We start from the raw sequence: 18512 nt of genomic DNA, 5'->3' as shown, positions 1-18512 counted from the left end.
TCCCCTCTTGGGTCTGTAGCTCAGTTGGTTAGAGCGCACCCCTGATAAGGGTGAGGTCGGCAGTTCAAGTCTGCCCAGACCCACCAAATTTTATCTATCGCTGCGTTATTTTATAACTCGCATAGCAGGCTATGCGTCGTCATAAAATGCCTTGCGCTAAATAAAGTTGGCCAGAGGTGAGTGTGACTAAGAGTGACTAGATGGGGCCATAGCTCAGCTGGGAGAGCGCCTGCCTTGCACGCAGGAGGTCAGCGGTTCGATCCCGCTTGGCTCCACCATTACGTTACTACCCTGTTTAATCTTCAATACCGTTTGTGAATGTTTCGTGACCATTGATAAGTCGCTGCGCTGTAGTCGCTATAAGTGTTGTTATAGCTACAGAATGCCGCTTATCACTGTTCATTGAACAGCTGCTCTTTAACAATGTATATCATGCTGACAAGAACACTTCGCAAGAAGTGGTCTTAAATTGTGATACGTCTCAAGCGTATCCGGCAAAATGAAACGTGATCATTGCGAGATCCAGACTCCTTCGGGTTATAGGGTCAAGCAATGAAGCGCACACGGTGGATGCCTAGGCAGCCAGAGGCGATGAAAGACGTGGTAGCCTGCGATAAGGCTCGGTGAGGTGGCAACAACCTGTGACCCGGGCATTTCTGAATGGGGAAACCCACTCATCATAAGATGAGTATCGTGCACTGAATACATAGGTGTACGAGGCGAACCAGGGGAACTGAAACATCTAAGTACCCTGAGGAAAAGAAATCAACCGAGATTCCCCTAGTAGCGGCGAGCGAACGGGGACCAGCCCTTAAGCATGAGACTGATTAGGCGAACACGCTGGGAAGCGTGGCCGTAGCGGGTGATAGCCCCGTAGTCGAAAATCTGATCATGTGAAATCGAGTAGGTCGGGGCACGAGAAACCTTGACTGAAGACGGGGGGACCATCCTCCAAGGCTAAATACTCCTGGCTGACCGATAGTGAACCAGTACCGTGAGGGAAAGGCGAAAAGAACCCCGGAGAGGGGAGTGAAATAGATCCTGAAACCGTGTGCGTACAAGCAGTAGGAGCAGACTTGTTCTGTGACTGCGTACCTTTTGTATAATGGGTCAGCGACTTATATTCAGTGGCGAGGTTAACCGTATAGGGGAGCCGTAGGGAAACCGAGTCTTAACTGGGCGACACAGTCGCTGGATATAGACCCGAAACCGAGCGATCTATCCATGAGCAGGGTGAAGATTGAGTAACATCAATTGGAGGCCCGAACCAGGATCTGTTGAAAAAGATTTGGATGACTTGTGGATCGGAGTGAAAGGCTAATCAAGCTCGGAGATAGCTGGTTCTCCTCGAAAGCTATTTAGGTAGCGCCTCACGTAGTACCGCCGGGGGTAGAGCACTGTTTCGGCTAGGGGGTCATCCCGACTTACCAACCCGAGGCAAACTCCGAATACCGGTGAGTAGAGCGTGGGAGACACACGGCGGGTGCTAACGTCCGTCGTGAAAAGGGAAACAACCCAGACCGTCAGCTAAGGTCCCGAAATCCTGGTTAAGTGGGAAACGATGTGGGAAGGCTCAGACAGCTAGGAGGTTGGCTTAGAAGCAGCCATCCTTTAAAGAAAGCGTAATAGCTCACTAGTCGAGTCGGCCTGCGCGGAAGATGTAACGGGGCTAAACCAGGTACCGAAGCTACGGGTTCATTCTTAGGAATGAGCGGTAGAGGAGCGTCGTGTAAGCCAATGAAGGTGAATTGAGAAGTTCGCTGGAGGTATCACGAGTGCGAATGCTGACATGAGTAACGATAAAGGGAGTGAAAAACTCCCTCGCCGGAAGACCAAGGGTTTCTGTTCGACGCTAATCGGAGCAGAGTGAGTCGGCCCCTAAGGCGAGGCCGAAAGGCGTAGTCGATGGGAAACGGGTCAATATTCCCGTACCGGACATGGTTGCGATGGGGGGACGAAGAAGGCTAGGTGAGCCAGGCGTTGGTAGTCCTGGTGAAAGTGAGTAGGCCGAGACCTTAGGTAAATCCGGGGTCTTAAAGCCGAGACACGAGACGAACTGACCACGGTCAGGAAGTCACTGATGCCACGCTTCCAGGAAAAGCCTCTAAGCTTCAGATCATGTGCGACCGTACCCCAAACCGACACAGGTGGTCAGGGTGAGAATCCCAAGGCGCTTGAGAGAACTCGGGTGAAGGAACTAGGCAAAATGGTGCCGTAACTTCGGGAGAAGGCACGCCGGCATAGGGTGAAGAGACTTGCTCTCCTAGCCCGAACCGGTCGAAGATACCAGGTGGCTGCAACTGTTTATTAAAAACACAGCACTCTGCTAACGCGCAAGCGGACGTATAGGGTGTGACGCCTGCCCGGTGCCGGAAGGTTAAATGATGGTGTTAGCCGCAAGGCGAAGCTCTTGATTGAAGCCCCGGTAAACGGCGGCCGTAACTATAACGGTCCTAAGGTAGCGAAATTCCTTGTCGGGTAAGTTCCGACCTGCACGAATGGCGTAATGATGGCCACGCTGTCTCCACCCGAGACTCAGTGAAATTGAAATCGCCGTGAAGATGCGGTGTACCCGCGGCTAGACGGAAAGACCCCGTGAACCTTTACTATAGCTTCACACTGGACGCTGATGTTGCCTGTGTAGGATAGCTGGGAGGCTTTGAACTCTGGACGCCAGTTCGGAGGGAGCCAACCTTGAAATACCAGCCTGGCATCATTGGCGTTCTCACTCAGGTCCGTTATCCGGATCGAGGACAGTGTGTGGTGGGTAGTTTGACTGGGGCGGTCTCCTCCTAAAGAGTAACGGAGGAGCACGAAGGTACCCTCAGCACGGTCGGACATCGTGCATTGAGTGCAAGAGCATAAGGGTGCTTGACTGCGAGACAGACACGTCGAGCAGGTGCGAAAGCAGGTTCTAGTGATCCGGTGGTTCTGTATGGAAGGGCCATCGCTCAACGGATAAAAGGTACTCCGGGGATAACAGGCTGATACCGCCCAAGAGTTCACATCGACGGCGGTGTTTGGCACCTCGATGTCGGCTCATCACATCCTGGGGCTGAAGTCGGTCCCAAGGGTATGGCTGTTCGCCATTTAAAGTGGTACGCGAGCTGGGTTTAGAACGTCGTGAGACAGTTCGGTCCCTATCTGCCGTGGGCGTTGGATGTTTGAGAAGGGCTGCTCCTAGTACGAGAGGACCGGAGTGGACGACCCTCTGGTGTTCCGGTTGTCACGCCAGTGGCATTGCCGGGTAGCTATGGTCGGACGGGATAACCGCTGAAAGCATCTAAGCGGGAAGCCCCCTTCAAGATGAGACATCCCTGAGGCCTAGAGCCTCCTGAAGGGCCCAGCGAGACCAGCTGGTTGATAGGCACGGTGTGGAAGCGCTGCAAGGCGTTGAGCTAACGTGTACTAATGGCCCGTGAGGCTTGACCCTATAACACCCAAGGGGTCTGGTCGTAATGATGACGAACATTAAACGCCGGATACGCAGCGTGTGGCCCAAGCGACATAACGCCAGGGCGCAGGCGATGAGACGATCACAAGATAGCAAAACGCTAGTCAGCATGATGTACATTAACAGTTACGCCTGACGACCATAGCACGCGTGAACCACCTGATCCCTTGCCGAACTCAGAAGTGAAACCGCTTAGCGCCGATGGTAGTGTGGGGTCTCCCCATGCGAGAGTAGGTCATCGTCAGGCACTTATTATGAAAAATCCCCCAGGGCTGATGCCTTGGGGGATTTTTTTTTGCGTGAGGGGGAGGTTGTGAGGGGTAAACGGTGAGGTGTGAGGAGTATATGGTGAGCAGTAAAGGGTAAGTCGTGAATCGTGAGCAGGAAACGTTGGTGAATGGCTATCGCCCAGAATATCCTGTTCCGCCTCACGCCTCACGCCTCACGCCTCACGCCTCACGCCTCACGCCTCACGCCTCACGCCTCACGCCTCACGCCTCACTTTTATACATCCCTTCGATGCTGGCACTGCCCGCCTGCCCAGGTTTCATAAATAGCGCGGTCGTCCGCCAGCATCATGAGTGCAAACAGCCGCTCACCAAGCGTGGTGCAGTGATTGATTCGTCGAGAGAGTAGCGATGTTGCCTGGGTGTCAATCACCACAAAGTCAGCCTCAAGGGTAGGCGCCAACTGACCGATGTGGCTATCCAACGAGAGAGCTTTTGCATTACCCATGGTTAAGCCATAAAAGCCCTGCCATGCGGTAAGGGGCTGTCCGCCTAGTTGACCCACTTGATAGGCCGCTTTAAGCGTTCCAAATCCTGATAAATCAGTGCCTGCGCCGATATCGCTGGCAAACGTATATGCCATGCCCGTCTGTTTGGCTGCTTCGCGGTCGAATAACCCGCTACCCAGAAAAAGATTGGAGCTGGGGCAAAAGGCAATATTGGCTCCTCGATCCGCCAAGCGTTTGCGCATGCCGTTATCGAGGTGAATACCATGAGCGAAGGTGCTGCGGGGCCCGACTAAGCCTGCCTCCTCATACACAGCCAAGTAGTCGCGGCTACCAGGAAAAAGTTCGGCTACCCAGTCTAACTCGCCACTGTTTTCAGCTAAGTGGGTCTGTAACCAAAGGCTAGGATCATTACGTAAGAGAGCGCCGGCAGCGTCCATTTGCGTCTTAGTTGAAGTCGGCGCAAAACGCGGTGACGCTATAGCCCAGGCGGTCATTGCCGTGCCAGTCTTCAATCAGTCGCTCGCTGTCAGCAATGCCAGATGCACCGTCCATCAGCGCCTCTGGCGCATTACGATCCATCAATACCTTACCCACCAGCATGCGCAGCTGGCGTTTTTGGCAGGCGGTGAAAAATGCATCTACGGAGCCGGGGTGGCTAGAGCCGAATACCTGGGCAGTGGTAGTGCCCGCACGTAGCATTTCATCCAAAAAAGCATTAGACAGCGCTTCAGCATGGACATGATTAGCAAAGCGACACTCTTCAGGAAAGGTGTAGTCGTTTAGCCAGTCAAGCAGTTGGCGGCCATAAGAAGCCATGATATCCAGCTGCACATAGTGCACATGGGTATCGATAAACCCCGGCATAATCAGCTTGTCACGATAATCAAGAACGTCAGCCCCTTTGGGTAGCAAAGGTGAGAGTTCGGTGAAATGGCCGACGGCATGAATATGCTGGCCTTTCAACCAGAGCAGTCCGTCGCCGTAATGCTCTAAGCTGCCCGGTTCAGGTGTATTGCCATCGCCAGGGTCACGGGCAAAACTAATCAATTCAGCACGAATGAACGTATCGGTAGAAGAAGTCATATCAACTCGGGGTCGTCGGAGAATCGGTCATTAGCGTTCGCACTGCCTGGGGGTCAAGGCCACGGTTTTCTTGCGAAGAGGGCGTGTCCGTTAGCCAAAGCAGTTCAGCCACCACCGTTAAAGCAATCGCATAGGGCGTTTTATTACTCAGCTTAGTGGCGTGGATGTGGCCGATAGGGCATCGCACCTGCGCAATTTGATCGGCGGAGTAACCATCGCGCTTAAGGCGTCCTTCAAAGCTTGCCCATTTGCTGTCAGAACCAATTAGCCCAATCGACGCGATGTCATCGCGCGCGATCAGCGCTTTGATCAGCGCATAGTCTTCGTCATGGTTGTGCGTCAATACCAGTGCGTGGCTATCAGCAGGTAAGGCGGCAACACTTTGCTGTGCATCTTGGAGTGAATAACAGCTAAGTCGCGGCTGCTGCTGATGGTACTGCTCGGCAAACGCATCGCTTCGGCTATCGTACCAGTGTAATTGCCAGGGAAGCGGCGCACTTAGCTTTACCAGTTGCTGCCCTACGTGCCCTGCACCAAAGATCGCTATGTGCGTTGTAGTGCCTGGAAAGGCTTCCAATAGGATATTAACGAACCCACCACAGCACTGGCCGCTTCGTCCGCCCAAAGAGAAGGCTTCCAAACTGAGGCCATAGCGTTTTTCTGTCAAACAAGCACGTGCAGCGGTAATGGTTTGCCACTCAAAGGTACCGCCACCTAGTGTATCGAAGATCGCATCGTTGGTGATCACCATGCGTGCGCCAGGCTCCCGGGGAGTGGAGCCTGCGCTGGTTACCTGAGTGGCTAATACATGCGGTATGCCGTCGCGCTGTAGGCGGTGTAACGCCGCATGCCAGCTTTCTGGGTTTTGACTAGAACTCACAGCACTTTCTTCCTGATAGCGTTGGCTGCCAGCATGACCCGCTCTGGTGTGGCCGGTGTATCTAAGTGAGGAGAGATGGCGTAACCAGTAAGGCTGGATAGCGCATCACGCAGCGCTGACCACACACTGATGCCGAGCATTAAAGGGGGCTCACCGACTGCTTTTGAACGGTAGAGACTGGCCATCGAATTGGGATGGCCTTCCATTAGCGCGACATTGAAGACGGGCGGTAGGTCGCCAAAGGTAGGGATTTTATAGGTCGCCGGGCCATCGCTGACAAGCACGCCTTTGTCGTTCCACTTAAGCTCTTCACTGGTCAACCAGCCCATTCCTTGAATAAAACCGCCCTCCACCTGACCAATATCAATGGCTGGGTTTAGTGAGTCTCCCACGTCGTGCAAGATATCGACACGATCGACCTGATACTCCCCACTCAAGGTATCCACGCTTACTTCTGCCACTGCCGCGCCAAATGCGTAGTAGTAGAAGGGCCGACCTTGACCAACTGAACGATCATAGTGAATAAGCGGTGTGGCGTAGAAGCCTTTTTCAGATAGCGATATGCGATTGAGGTAGGCTGTTTGCACCAACTCACCCCAAGGTATGCGGCGCTCGCTTTCGCTGAACCCGGCCACTAGCATGCCATCTTCCAGGCGCATCCCTTCGCGATCCAAGCCCTCTGAATAGTGCTCGGCGGCAAAATCAAACAGACGTTCTCGCAGTTTGCTGGCGGCATCCCGCGCGGCCATACCGTTTAAGTCAGCACCGCTAGAGGCAGCGGTAGGGGAGGTATTGGGGACTTTATCGGTTCGCGTAGCGGTAATGCGTACCTTCTCCAGATCCAGGCCCAGCTCCCGAGCCACTACCTGACAAATTTTAGTATGTAGCCCTTGGCCCATCTCGGTACCGCCGTGATTGATCATCACGCTGCCGTCAGTGTAAACATGCAGAAGAGCACCCGCCTGATTAAGGTGCTGGGCGGTAAACGAAATGCCAAATTTAACCGGGGTAAGTGCCAGTCCTTTTTTAATGATAGGGCTGGTGGCGTTGAAGTCACTGACCGCTTTGCGCCGTGTCCAGTAATCGCTGTCGCTTTCGAGGGTTTCAACGAGCGTATGTAGGAGTTGTCGCTGGTCGACCTGCTGGCCGTAATGGGTCACCTCGCGGCCATCGCGGTAGAAGTTGCGCTTACGTACGGTCAGTGGATCTTCGCCAATCTGGCGGGCAATATCATCCATGGCCGCTTCGATAATCATCATCCCTTGGGGGCCACCGAAGCCCGGAATGCGGTATTAGAGGCGGTATGGGTTTTTGCTCGATGACCGACTACCTGAGCGTCCCCCAGCGAGTAGGTGTTGTCGGCGTGGAACATAGCGCGATCAACGATAGCGTCGGAAAGATCCGGCGAGTAGCCGCAGTCACCGATCACCGTAATCTCACCACCCTGAATAACGCCCTCAGCATCAATGGCGAGTCGATAGCGGTTATGGAAAGGGTGGCGTTTACCCGTGGCGCGCATATCTTCACTGCGCGGTAAGCGGAGTCGCACCGTCTTGCCTGTGCGGTGGGCAATAATCGCGGCTATACACGCCCAGGGGGAGGCCTGAGTCTCTTTGCCACCAAAGCCACCACCCATACGGCGCACTTCTACGGTCACGGCATGAAAAGGAATATCGAGCACCTCCGCCACCAGCTTCTGGGTTTCGCTGGGGTGCTGGTTGGAGGTATGGACGACAACGCCCTCATCCTCGGTGGGGTGAACCACGCAGGCCTGGCCTTCCAGATAGAAGTGCTCTTGGCCACCGACGAATAGCTCACCCTCAATCAGTTGTTCCGCTTGATCAAGCGCCTGCTGCCAATCACCACGGGTCTGCACATGAGTCGGGCGCACAAACTCCTCACGCTCCGTTGCGGCCACCGGATCTAAACTGGCAGGTTGCTCGTCTATGCTAATGGCGGCTAGCTTGACGGCACGACGTGCGGCCTGCAGCGACGTTGCGGCAACGGCGAAGAGGCATTGGCCTGCGTAGCTGATCGCTTGATCGACAAAAATGGGATCGCCCGGAAAGACCGGCCCGATATCGGTATGCCCTGGCACTTCATGAAAGGTAATCACATCGACTACCCCTGGTGCCTCTTTCACCTTGCTGAGATCAAGCTGCGTTAAGGTGCCGTGGGCGACGGGCGATAGGCCAAGCGCCACATGCAGGGCATCTGCGGGGAGTACCAAGTCGTCAATATAAGCGGCCTTGCCGGTGACGTGCTTTTCAGCACTTTCGTGAAAACTTGCGCTTCCCGCCTGTCGCTGGTCATTACTGTCCACCGTATGACGTGCCAGGGGCCCTGAGCCTTGGATGTGGTCGTGTAGTTCACGGCGAGCACGGCTGCTATCGCCGTCCAGTTTAGTGAGCGTACGCATGGAGCATCACCTCGTGGTCGGGCGCTAAGAGAGAAAGATAGAGACGTTCAAGCAGGTTCTTGGCAGCTTGCCGGCGATAATGCTGACTGCCCCGCACATCACTCATGGGCTGGAAGTCGTCATCAAGTGCCTGCTGAGCGGCGCGAAAAGCTTCCACGCTGATGGTGCACCCTTCCAGCGCAGCTTCGGCAGCTTGTGCGCGCTTGGGAATAGCGGCCATTCCCCCAAAAGCGATGCGTACATCGTGCAAGGTGCCTTGTTCAATGCGGTAGCTAAAGGCACCGAGTAGCGCGGAGATATCATCTTCGCGACGCTTGGATAACTTCCAAACGCGTAATTGACTGTCCTCAACCGGCTGCGGAATGAAAATCCGCGAAACGACTTCATCAGCCGCTAAAGCGGTCTTTTTGTAATCGAGGAAGAAATCCTCCAGCGCTAAGCAACGCTTGCCGTTTGTGCTGGCAAGTTCCACCTGAGCTCCCAAGGCAAGTAGCACGGGTGGCGTATCACCAATAGGTGAGGCATTGGCGATATTGCCACCCAGCGTTCCCCGATTACGAATTTGCTGGGAGCCAAGCCGGTGCAGCAGGTGAGCAAACGCAGGAAAGTGCTTTTCAAATAGCGGTTCGAGCTGGGTATAGGTAACCCGGCGCCTATCCACCAGCCGGTTTGATGTCCATGGGTAGCCTCTTCAACCGTCAATAGCTCGGCAACCCGGGAAACGTCAATCAACTGATCAAGCGGCGCCAAGCGCTGAGTGATCTCCAACCAAAGATCAGTACCGCCTGCCACCAAGCGCGCCTGGGGAGTTGCGCGACGCAATTGCGTTAGCTCTTCCAAAGACGCTGGCTGAGCAAAAAATGGCGCAGTTCCTGCCGAATCAGCGGTCTGAGTGTCGCTTTCTGACGCTGGCAACGTCGCGTCGAACCACTGAGGGCGCTCATAGGGCGTATCATTCATACGCAGCGCCGCATCGCGGATAGGACGATAGCCGGTGCAGCGGCACAAATTACCGCCCAGAGCGGCTTCTAGGCGTTCAGGTGATAGTTCTTGTAAAAGGGGAGTAGGGCGTTGAGTAAGATCGCTATGCAAGGTGAAAAGTGACATAACTATACCTGGCGTACAAAAACCACACTGACTGCCATGGCATTCGATCATCGCTTCCTGGGCTGGGTGTAGGCGACCTTTTTCCGATAACCCTTCAACGGTGACCAAGTGCCTGCCCTGTAGCTGGTGAGCGGGCGTAATACAGGCGTTAGCGCTGGTAAACTTTTGGCTACCAGCCGTTGACTCGCCAATCGCCACGGTGCAGGCGCCACAGTCACCGGAAGCGCAGCCCTCTTTGGTGCCCGTTAGGGCCAAATGCTCGCGCAGTAGCGTTAAAATACTGGCGTCGGGTGAAACGTTACACCGCTGAGGGGTACCATTGAGCAGGAACGTCATCGTTGCCATGCCGAACTCCACTGTTATTGTATAGACCGGAATTTTTTTGACCGATCGGTCAATATAGGTTGAGCTTGGGACAAAACGCCCTACCTTGCAAGTATTTGCTCACTGCACAGGAGTGGGGCAAGCTGGTGTGAAATGCTAACTTTTGGGGCAGTCCAGTCTATCTTCTCACCCAGCTAAGCATTCATGTGTAATTAAACATTCAAGCTAACAATCACTCACGCTATTGGGGAATACTGTTAATGACCGCCGTCTCTGCCACTCATGAAAGCCCTAGCCGGGAAAGAATAGAAACAAGTATTCTGGTGGCCGCTGAGGAGGTGTTCTCTCAGCACGGCTACCGCGGGGCGAGCTTGCAAATGATCGCTGATCGAGTCGGTCTCCCCAAAGCCAATATTTTGTACTACATGGGCAGTAAGCAAGCGCTTTATGTGCGACTGCTTAACCGCATGATGCGCCGCTGGAACGAAGTGCTTGAAGACATTACTCCTGATAGTGATCCCGCGACGGTACTCAGTGACTTTATTCGCACTAAAATGGTGCTGGGGCAGCGCTATCCCGAAGGCTCAAAACTTTTTGCGGCGGAAATTTTAGCCGGTGCTCCCTTCTTAAGTGATTATCTGGGCGGCGAGTTACGCGATTGGGTCTCCTCTCGTGCCGCGATCATTCGCCAGTGGTCAGCCCAGGGAAAAATGGATGCTGTCGATCCGCGCTGGCTTATTTTCCTGATTTGGTCTGCCACCCAGCACTACACTGAATATAGTGCCCAGGTCAGCGGTATTCTAGGCCGCGATGCGTTAACCGAGGATGACCTTGAATCCATCTCCAGCTTTCTTGAGCACGTTATTCTAAAAGGCTGCGGCGTTACTTCACCCGCGCCCAATAATTCTGCACCTAAAAGCAGTGCAGACGCTCACAGTGTGGAAAAGTGACCTTCACATGAGCGCTTTGCCTATTGATCAGTATCTTGATCCGCTTAAAACCATCTTGACTACCCATAATCGGCTGATGCTGATTGCCCAGCCGGGGCGGGTAAAACCACCCGCGTGCCGCTCTGTTTACTTGAAGAAGAGTGGGTCAAAGGGCAAAAACTACTGTTACTTGAGCCTCGTCGTGTAGCTGCGCGTTTGGCAGCCAGCTTTATGGCCCGGCAATTGGGTGAAGACGTTGGCCAAACGGTGGGGTATCGCATGCGCGGTGATAGCTGTGTGAGCGCGCAAACCCGCTTGGAAGTAGTCACCCAGGGCGTACTCACTCGCATGCTGCAAGATGACCCGCTGTTAGAAGGCGTTGCCGGGATCATTTTTGATGAGTTCCATGAACGCAGTTTAGAAGCTGATGTGGGATTGGCGCTAACGCTGGATGTGCAGACCAGTATTCGCGATGATTTGCGCCTACTGGTGATGTCTGCAACCTTGGATGTCGAAGCGCTCAAGCGGGTGTTGGGCGAGCAAGTACCTGTTATTGAGTGCCATGGGCGTCAGTATCCTGTGGCGACGGCTTATCGTCCTTCCCTGAGTGGTGAGGAGAGCATTAGCCACGCACTTCGGGTGGTTGAGGAAGCGCTATCACTGCCTGGTACTCAAGGCATACTGGTAATCTTGCCCGGTGTCGCCGAAATTAATCGCTTGGTTCAGGCGCTGGAAAAAAAGCTGCCCCATCTGGCGATTCGGCCGCTGCACGGCAGAATGAGTATTGCTGAACAGCAGGCAGCCTTGGCGGCGAATACATCGAAACAGCGCATTATCGTCTCCACCGCCATCACCGAATCGAGCATTACCGTGGATGGTGTGAATGTGGTGATTGACGGTGGCCTGGAGCGGGTGCCACTTTTTCAGCCGCGTACCGGGCTAACCCGTTTAACGACCCGGCGGATCAATCGCGCCAGTGCCGATCAGCGTCGGGGGCGTGCAGGGCGTCAGCGGGAAGGCAGTTGTTTTCGGCTCTGGGCCCAGGAGCAGACGTTGGCGCCTTATGGTGAGCCTGAAATTCAGCAAGCGGATCTCTCATCGCTAGTGCTCGAACTGGCGTGCTGGGGCATCGCATCACCCCAATCGCTAAGCTGGGTAACGCCGCCGCCGGAGGGAGCCTGGCGCAGTGGCCAATCGCTGCTCCAGCAACTAGGCGTGTTAGATCATGAGCATAAGCTTACTCCTCTAGGTAGCCGCTGTGCCAAATGGCCAGTTGAACCGAGAGTTGCCGTGATGCTGGAGCGGGCTTCAGAGTTTAATACTGTACCACTAGCCTGTGGAATAGCGGCACTCCTTGAAGAGCGCGACAGCAACGAGCGATCCCTGCATGATGCGTTAGCACTGCGTCTTCGTCAGCCTAAACGCTTCCCCAGTTGGCATCGCGAAGCGCTTAGGCTGGCTAAGCGAGCAGGAGTGGCACTTAATGACGCCGTGCTAGTACCGCTTGGGCCGCTCTTAGCGCTGGCGTACCCTGAGCGCCTTGGCCAGTCAATTGAGCCGGGTAAGTTTCGGCTTGCCAATGGCAAAACCGCTACGCTGCCGTTAAACGATACGTTGGCGCATCAAGACTACGTTGTCGCTGTCGCATTAAATAGTGCGGCTGGCGACCAGGCGCGGATCATCTCAGGCGAACCGCTATCACTTGAGTCGCTGCTTTCGCTATATCCTGGTATTCGCCAATGGCAGCCACGAGTGGCGTGGTCGCAAGAACAGGGCCGTTTAATTGGTGAAGAGGTGCAAGCTCACGGCAGCCTCGTCATTGCCAAACGACCTCTAGCACACTTACCCGAGGAGGCGGTGAAAGAGGCGCTATTGAATGCACTACGCCAGCGGCCCGAGCAGTTATTTGGCGATAATTTACAGCAGTTGCGCGGGCGAATGGCGCTACTTCGCGAGTACCAGGGGGACGAGTGGCCCGACTGGTCCGAGCCAGCGCTATTAGCCTCATTAGAGAACTGGCTAACCCCTTACCTAATCGGTATTAAACGGTTGAGTCAAATTGAGAAATTGCCGCTAGAGCGCTATTTGCTCAATTCACTGAGCTGGGAAGCACAACGTGAATTCGAGCAGTTAACCCCATTAGCGCTTGAGGTTCCTAGCGGCAAACAGGTTGGCTTAGACTACCTGCCGTGCCTTTCCCAGCGGCCACCTGTGTTAGCGTTGAAACTGCAAGAGGCCTTTGGCTGGCGGGTAACGCCCACCGTTGTCGATGGTGCCGTTGCCGTAATGATTCACCTGCTTTCTCCCGCGCGTCGGCCGTTGCAAGTCACCCAGGACTTGGTTAGCTTTTGGCAGAAGGGTTATCCTGAAGTACGCAAAGAGATGCGCGGTCGCTATCCAAAGCATCCCTGGCCTGAAGACCCACTGACAGCACCCGCCACTGCGCATACCAAGCGAAAGGCGTGACCGGTTTCGCTGCTTCGACTCCGATAATTACTCGCTGCGCTTTTCCGGGATTTCATCGGGAATGCGATAGCGCACGCCATCTACGCGTTCTTCCTCATAGCGTTGATTCTCTTCTTCAGGCACTACGCCGATGACGGTTTCCTTAGACCCATCCGGCCAAGTGTAAGTCGTGCAGCCTGCCAGCAGCAGTGGAATGATCAAAAACAGTGTGATGGGTAAGGCGAGGTGGCGCTTGAGCATAAGGCACTCCATTGGGTGGCGCTGATCCTGAGAATTGGCTGAGTATCTCACATTGAGAAACTATAGGTGGTCATTTACGTGGCTGTAAATGCTTATGTAGGTCTATGATAATAGTGGCTAACCCTTCAGCCTTAGACTGATACGAGAGCCAAAGAAAACCGGAGGTGGTATGTGGTCTGTAGTCAAGTCAGTGTTAGCAGCCCTACTAGGCGTTCAAAGTAATCAAAAGCGGGAAGAGGACTTTAGCAGTGGCAGGCCCGCAGCCTACCTCGTTACGGGGGTGGTGATCACGCTACTGTTCGTTTTGATGCTTGTTTTTTTGGCCATGTTTGCGGCCCGCTGAAAAGCGTTGATAGCGTTAAATAAGCAAAGCGTGACGAATCGCACATATTTTCTATACTGCTAATATCTAATTTCATCCTACCCTAATCTAACGATAAGAAATAACAACAATAAAACTGGAGGTCTCTATGCGTTCACGGTGGTGGCTAATGGCCGTATCCCTTGCTGCAAGTGGATCGCAGGCTCAAACGAACGGTTGGAACATGCCTGTCGGCGTTACCGATGTGAGTAGCGATATTTACGGCCTGCACATGACCATATTCTGGATATGTGTCGTGATTGGATTGGTGGTATTTGGGGCAATGTTCTACTCCCTGTTTCGCTATCGCCATTCCAAAGGTGCAAAGGCCGCCCACTTTCATGAGCACACTAGTGTGGAAGTGTTATGGACAGCTATCCCTATCTTGATCCTGGTAGGTATGGCGGTGCCCGCCACCGCAACTTTAAAAAACATGTATGACTCATCAGACGCCGAGTTGGATGTAATGATTACCGGCCAGCAGTGGCGTTGGCGCTATGAATACCTGGGGGAAGATGTGGCATTCACCTCTAATATGAGTACGCCGAGAACGCAAATCAGCGGAGAAGAAACTCGCGGAGAGCACTACCTATTAGAGGTTGATGAGCCGCTGGTGCTGCCGATAAATCGTAAAGTGCGCTTTCTAATGACCTCAGATGACGTTATTCACTCTTGGTGGGTGCCGGATTTAGCGGTTAAGCAGGATACGATTCCCGGCTTTATCAATGAGAATTGGGTGAAGATCAACGAGCCGGGGATTTACCGCGGGCAGTGCGCTGAGCTGTGCGGTATCGACCACGGCTTTATGCCTGTGGTGGTGCACGCTGTGGAGGAGGAGGAGTTTGATGGCTGGCTAGCTGAGCGCAAAGAGGCTGCTGAGCAGGAAGCCATGGGGGTTGACCGTGAATGGGCAATGGATGAGCTAGTTGAGCGCGGCGAATCAGTGTATCAATCGATCTGCTCCTCTTGTCATCAGGCCGAAGGCCAAGGTTCTCCACCCGCCTTTCCCGCGTTGGCAAATAACGAACAGCTCATCAATGATGTGGATTGGCATCTAGATAGGGTCGTCAACGGTGTATCGGGTGCTGCTATGCCTGCTTTCCGTAGCACCTTAAACCCTGTTGAGATAGCGGCTGTGGTCACCTATACGCGTAACGCCTGGGGTAATGATACGGGTGATGTCGTGCAGCCCTCTGCAGTAGCTGAGTTAATTGCCCAGTGATGTTGGTTTGCCACTCAATTAGACAACAATATTTCGGAGAGACACATGGCGCCCAAACTACCTCCTCAGCCACCGCTGCAACATAGCACCACGGCCGTCGCCGATGGGCAGTCCCATGGTCATGCTGCGCCGCCGAAAGGCATTTTTCGCTGGCTACTGACCACCAATCATAAAGAGATTGGCTCCCTTTATTTGATTTTTTCGCTGACGATGTTTTTCATCGGAGGGATATTTGCCCTGGTGGTCAGGGCCGAGCTTTTCCAGCCCGGCCTGCAGCTGGTCGAGCCTGAATTTTTCAATCAGATGACCACCATGCATGGCTTGATCATGGTGTTTGGTGCGGTAATGCCTGCTTTTACCGGCTTAGCCAACTGGATGATACCGCTACAGATTGGCGCGCCAGATATGGCGTTACCTCGGTTGAATAACTTCAGTTTTTGGCTTCTTCCTGTGTCATTCACACTGCTACTTTCAACGCTACTCATGCCCGGCGGCCCTAATTTTGGTTGGACGTTTTATGCACCGCTGTCGACGAATTTTGCTCCACCTTCGACAACTTTCTTTATTCTTGCGCTACATATTGCCGGTATTAGTTCTATTCTCGGTGCCATCAACATCATCGCGACCATTTTAAATATGCGTGCGCCGGGTATGCGTTTAATGGATATGCCGCTATTCGTATGGACATGGCTGATTACCGCTTTCCTATTAATTGCGGTAATGCCGGTGCTAGCGGGTGTCATCACGATGATGTTGATGGATATCAACTTTGGCACCAGCTTCTTTGATGCGGCAGGTGGTGGGGATCCGGTGTTGTTCCAGCATCTATTCTGGTTCTTTGGGCATCCCGAAGTATACATTATGATTCTGCCAGCTTTTGGTATTGTCTCAGCGATTATCCCCACCTTCGCGCGTAAGCCTTTGTTTGGTTACGCTTCCATGGTGTACGCCACTGCGGCCATTGCACTGCTGTCATTTTTAGTCTGGGCCCACCATATGTTTATAGTGGGTCTACCTTTGGTGGCAGAGTTGTTCTTTATGTATTCCACCATGCTGATCGCCGTGCCAACCGGCGTGAAGGTATTTAACTGGGTAACCACACTGTTTCGCGGCTCGATTAGTTTTGAATCGCCGATGCTGTTTGCTCTGGCTTTCGTGGTGCTGTTTACCATTGGTGGTTTTTCAGGGCTTATGTTGGCGATTGCACCGGCGGATTTTCAGTATCACGATACCTACTTCGTCGTTGCCCACTTTCACTATGTGCTAGTCCCGGGGGCAATCTTTGCGATTATGGCGGGGGTCTATTACTGGCTGCCTAAATGGACCGGGCATTACCCCAATGAGAAGCTGGCCCAGTGGCACTTCTGGTTCTCGATTATTGGTGTCAATCTAACCTTCTTCCCCATGCACTTCGCAGGCTTGGCGGGAATGCCGCGGCGGATCCCTGACTACGCCCTTCAGTTTGCGGACTTTAATTTACTCTCAAGCATCGGTGCCTTCTTCTTTGGCGCATCTCAACTGCTCTTTGTATTGGGCGTCATACTGTGCGTGCGCGGTGGCAAAAAAGCGCCAGCAAAAGCCTGGGAGGGGGCCGAGGATTTAGAATGGACGGTGCCTAGTCCAGCACCACTGCATACGTTTGAAACGCCGCCAGTGTTTCATCGTACGTCCCACTAGCAATGACATAAAGCACATGGGTCACTGGCCTAAGAGGTGTTATGGATAGCCAAGAGCAGGCAAAGGTAGGTGTGCGCCGCACGGTTATTAGAACAATCGCCGTATTGATAGGCATGTTTGGCTTTGCCTTTGCACTAGTGCCGCTTTATGACGTTTTTTGTAGCATTACTGGTATTAACGGCAAGGTGGACGCCACTGCGAAGAGCGTCGTGCACGAAGAAGTCGATGAGTCGCGCTATATAAATGTGCAATTTATCACGCGTGGTAGCCCGGGCCTGCCGTGGCAAATGAGCGTTGAAATGCGCCAGATGAGTGTGCACCCCGGGCAAATGGCGGAAGTCGATTTTACCTTCACCAATAATAGCAGTAGCGAAAGCTGGGGGAGAGCAGTGCCCAGTGTGTCTCCCTCTACTGCCACGACGCATCTACGTAAAATCAGCTGTTTCTGCTTTCAGGAGCAGCAGTTGCAGGGTAATGAGCGGTTAACCATACCGTTGGTATTCCAGCTAGCGCGTGATCTGCCCGACGATATTAATACTATTACACTGGTGTATACCCTCTACCCGATAGAGCATGTGATTCAAAATGCTGCATTGGATAATACGCTTAAGAGCAGCGCTAACAACGAGCTTGTAAACGACCCTATAAACAATCTCAGTAACACGCCTAAAAACAATAAAGCGGCGGGAGAAGCGATATGAGCAGTGGTAGCTATTATGTTCCGGCGAGTAGCCGATGGCCTGTTCTCGGCTCGGTTGCCCTAGGCGCCATGATGGTCGGCACGGGCATTAAACTCGTTTATGACACCGGGTTACCGCTGGTGTTAATCGGTGTGGTAGGCATTCTTGCGGTGATGGGGCTCTGGTTCCGTGACGTCATTAGTGAGTCTCGGGGAGGGCTTTATGATGAGCAGATGGATCGCTCATTTCGTTGGGGATGGGCTGGTTCATTTTTTCGGAAGTAATTTTTTTGCCGCCTTTTTTGGCGCGCTGTTTTACGTACGCATGTTTGCTATTCCATGGTTAGGGGGAGAGGGGGCAAAAGGTGTTTCCGCATTACTATGGCCTGACTTTGTCGCCACTTGGCCGTTGTTGAATCCACCGGACTCATCCATTGCCGGCCCTGAACAAGTCTTTAGCCCGTGGCAACTGCCTCTCGTCAACACGCTGATTTTGATAACTTCCAGCATCACGCTCACCGTTGCACACGAAGCTTTAAAAGTGGGTGACCGGAAGACTTGCCGCAACTGGCTAACGGGAACGGTGCTATTGGGTTGCTGCTTTATCATGATCCAGGGTGTCGAATACTACGAGGCCTACGCCCATTATGGCATTACCTTGGAAGCCGGAATTTTCGGGGCAACATTCTTTATTTTGACCGGCTTTCATGGTGTGCACGTGATTATCGGCACGCTGATTTTAGCCACCATGTTGGTACGCATTATCAAGGGCCACTTTGGCGACGAAAACCATTTTGGTTTTGAAGCCTCTTGCTGGTACTGGCACTTTGTTGATGTGGTGTGGGTTGGGCTGTTTATTTTTGTCTACGTCTTATAACCGCATTAGCCTAACTGGCCCGACCAATAGCCGAAAATAATGAGGGCCATGAGCAGAC

General features: G+C 53.5%; 8 protein-coding genes, 2 tRNA genes, 2 rRNA genes and 4 pseudogenes. 11 read left to right on the top strand and 5 right to left on the bottom strand.

Translation table 11 applies throughout. The annotated features are described in order from the left end of the window. The first annotated feature begins 9 nt into the window (after window positions 1-9). The 4 genes from FDY98_RS13160 to rrf all read left to right on the top strand — a co-directional run bounded on the left by FDY98_RS13160 (window position 10) and on the right by rrf (window position 3701). Window positions 10-86, top strand: a tRNA-Ile gene (locus tag FDY98_RS13160). A gap of 116 nt (window positions 87-202) precedes the next feature. After that, a tRNA-Ala gene (locus FDY98_RS13155) sits at window positions 203-278 on the top strand. Between the two features lie 265 nt (window positions 279-543). After that, a 23S ribosomal RNA gene (locus FDY98_RS13150) occupies window positions 544-3433 on the top strand. Window positions 3434-3585: 152 nt separating this feature from the next. Then, a 5S ribosomal RNA gene (gene rrf, locus FDY98_RS13145) occupies window positions 3586-3701 on the top strand. A gap of 257 nt (window positions 3702-3958) precedes the next feature. Here the strand turns inward: rrf and guaD are convergent. From guaD to xdhA, 4 genes and pseudogenes are all read right to left on the bottom strand, one after another. Continuing rightward, window positions 3959-5273 (bottom strand): annotated as a pseudogene (gene guaD, locus FDY98_RS13140) (guanine deaminase). A 1-nt stretch (window position 5274) separates the two neighbouring features. After that, complete coding sequence (gene xdhC / locus FDY98_RS13135; protein WP_027959592.1) at window positions 5275-6153, bottom strand: xanthine dehydrogenase accessory protein XdhC; 879 nt, start codon at window positions 6151-6153, stop codon at window positions 5275-5277. Beyond that, a pseudogene (gene xdhB / locus FDY98_RS13130) lies at window positions 6150-8572 on the bottom strand (xanthine dehydrogenase molybdopterin binding subunit). The gene xdhC and the pseudogene xdhB overlap by 4 nt, the downstream one beginning before the upstream one ends. Next, window positions 8556-10024: pseudogene (gene xdhA / locus FDY98_RS13125) on the bottom strand (xanthine dehydrogenase small subunit). The pseudogenes xdhB and xdhA overlap by 17 nt, the downstream one beginning before the upstream one ends. A 239-nt stretch (window positions 10025-10263) precedes the next feature. Between xdhA and FDY98_RS13120 the strand changes: the two are divergent. Both FDY98_RS13120 and hrpB read left to right on the top strand, forming a co-directional pair. Beyond that, on the top strand, window positions 10264-10953 hold the full coding sequence (locus FDY98_RS13120) for a TetR family transcriptional regulator C-terminal domain-containing protein (protein ID WP_022523285.1): 690 nt from the start codon (window positions 10264-10266) through the stop codon (window positions 10951-10953). A 114-nt stretch (window positions 10954-11067) separates the two neighbouring features. Next, on the top strand, window positions 11068-13398 hold the full coding sequence (gene hrpB, locus FDY98_RS13115) for an ATP-dependent helicase HrpB (protein ID WP_340146551.1): 2331 nt from the start codon (window positions 11068-11070) through the stop codon (window positions 13396-13398). Between the two features lie 27 nt (window positions 13399-13425). Here hrpB and FDY98_RS13110 read toward each other — a convergent pair whose 3' ends face one another. Continuing rightward, window positions 13426-13638 (bottom strand): hypothetical protein, encoded by a 213-nt coding sequence (locus tag FDY98_RS13110; protein WP_022523287.1) that lies wholly within the window; start codon window positions 13636-13638, stop codon window positions 13426-13428. 169 nt (window positions 13639-13807) lie between these two features. Here FDY98_RS13110 and FDY98_RS13105 point away from each other — a divergent pair, with 169 nt between their 5' ends. From FDY98_RS13105 to FDY98_RS13085, 5 genes and pseudogenes are all read left to right on the top strand, one after another. Then, window positions 13808-13981: a DUF2970 domain-containing protein gene (locus FDY98_RS13105; protein WP_081742603.1), complete on the top strand. Its 174-nt coding sequence runs from the start codon at window positions 13808-13810 to the stop codon at window positions 13979-13981. A gap of 127 nt (window positions 13982-14108) precedes the next feature. Beyond that, complete coding sequence (coxB, locus tag FDY98_RS13100) at window positions 14109-15221, top strand: cytochrome c oxidase subunit II (protein WP_009287787.1); 1113 nt, start codon at window positions 14109-14111, stop codon at window positions 15219-15221. Window positions 15222-15266: 45 nt separating this feature from the next. Beyond that, a complete protein-coding gene (gene ctaD / locus FDY98_RS13095) occupies window positions 15267-16898 on the top strand; it encodes a cytochrome c oxidase subunit I (protein ID WP_155705895.1) in 1632 nt (543 codons plus the stop codon). A gap of 41 nt (window positions 16899-16939) precedes the next feature. Further along, window positions 16940-17599: a cytochrome c oxidase assembly protein gene (locus FDY98_RS13090; protein WP_022523290.1), complete on the top strand. Its 660-nt coding sequence runs from the start codon at window positions 16940-16942 to the stop codon at window positions 17597-17599. Continuing rightward, window positions 17596-18454, top strand: a pseudogene (locus tag FDY98_RS13085) (cytochrome c oxidase subunit 3). The gene FDY98_RS13090 and the pseudogene FDY98_RS13085 overlap by 4 nt, the downstream one beginning before the upstream one ends. Window positions 18455-18512 lie beyond the last annotated feature (58 nt).

It is taken from the genome of Halomonas sp. PA16-9, assembly GCF_009728585.1.
In the GTDB taxonomy this organism is placed as follows: domain Bacteria; phylum Pseudomonadota; class Gammaproteobacteria; order Pseudomonadales; family Halomonadaceae; genus Vreelandella; species Vreelandella titanicae.
The sequence above is the reverse complement of the archived record's forward strand: the minus strand, read 5'-3'. Positions and strand labels throughout refer to the sequence as shown.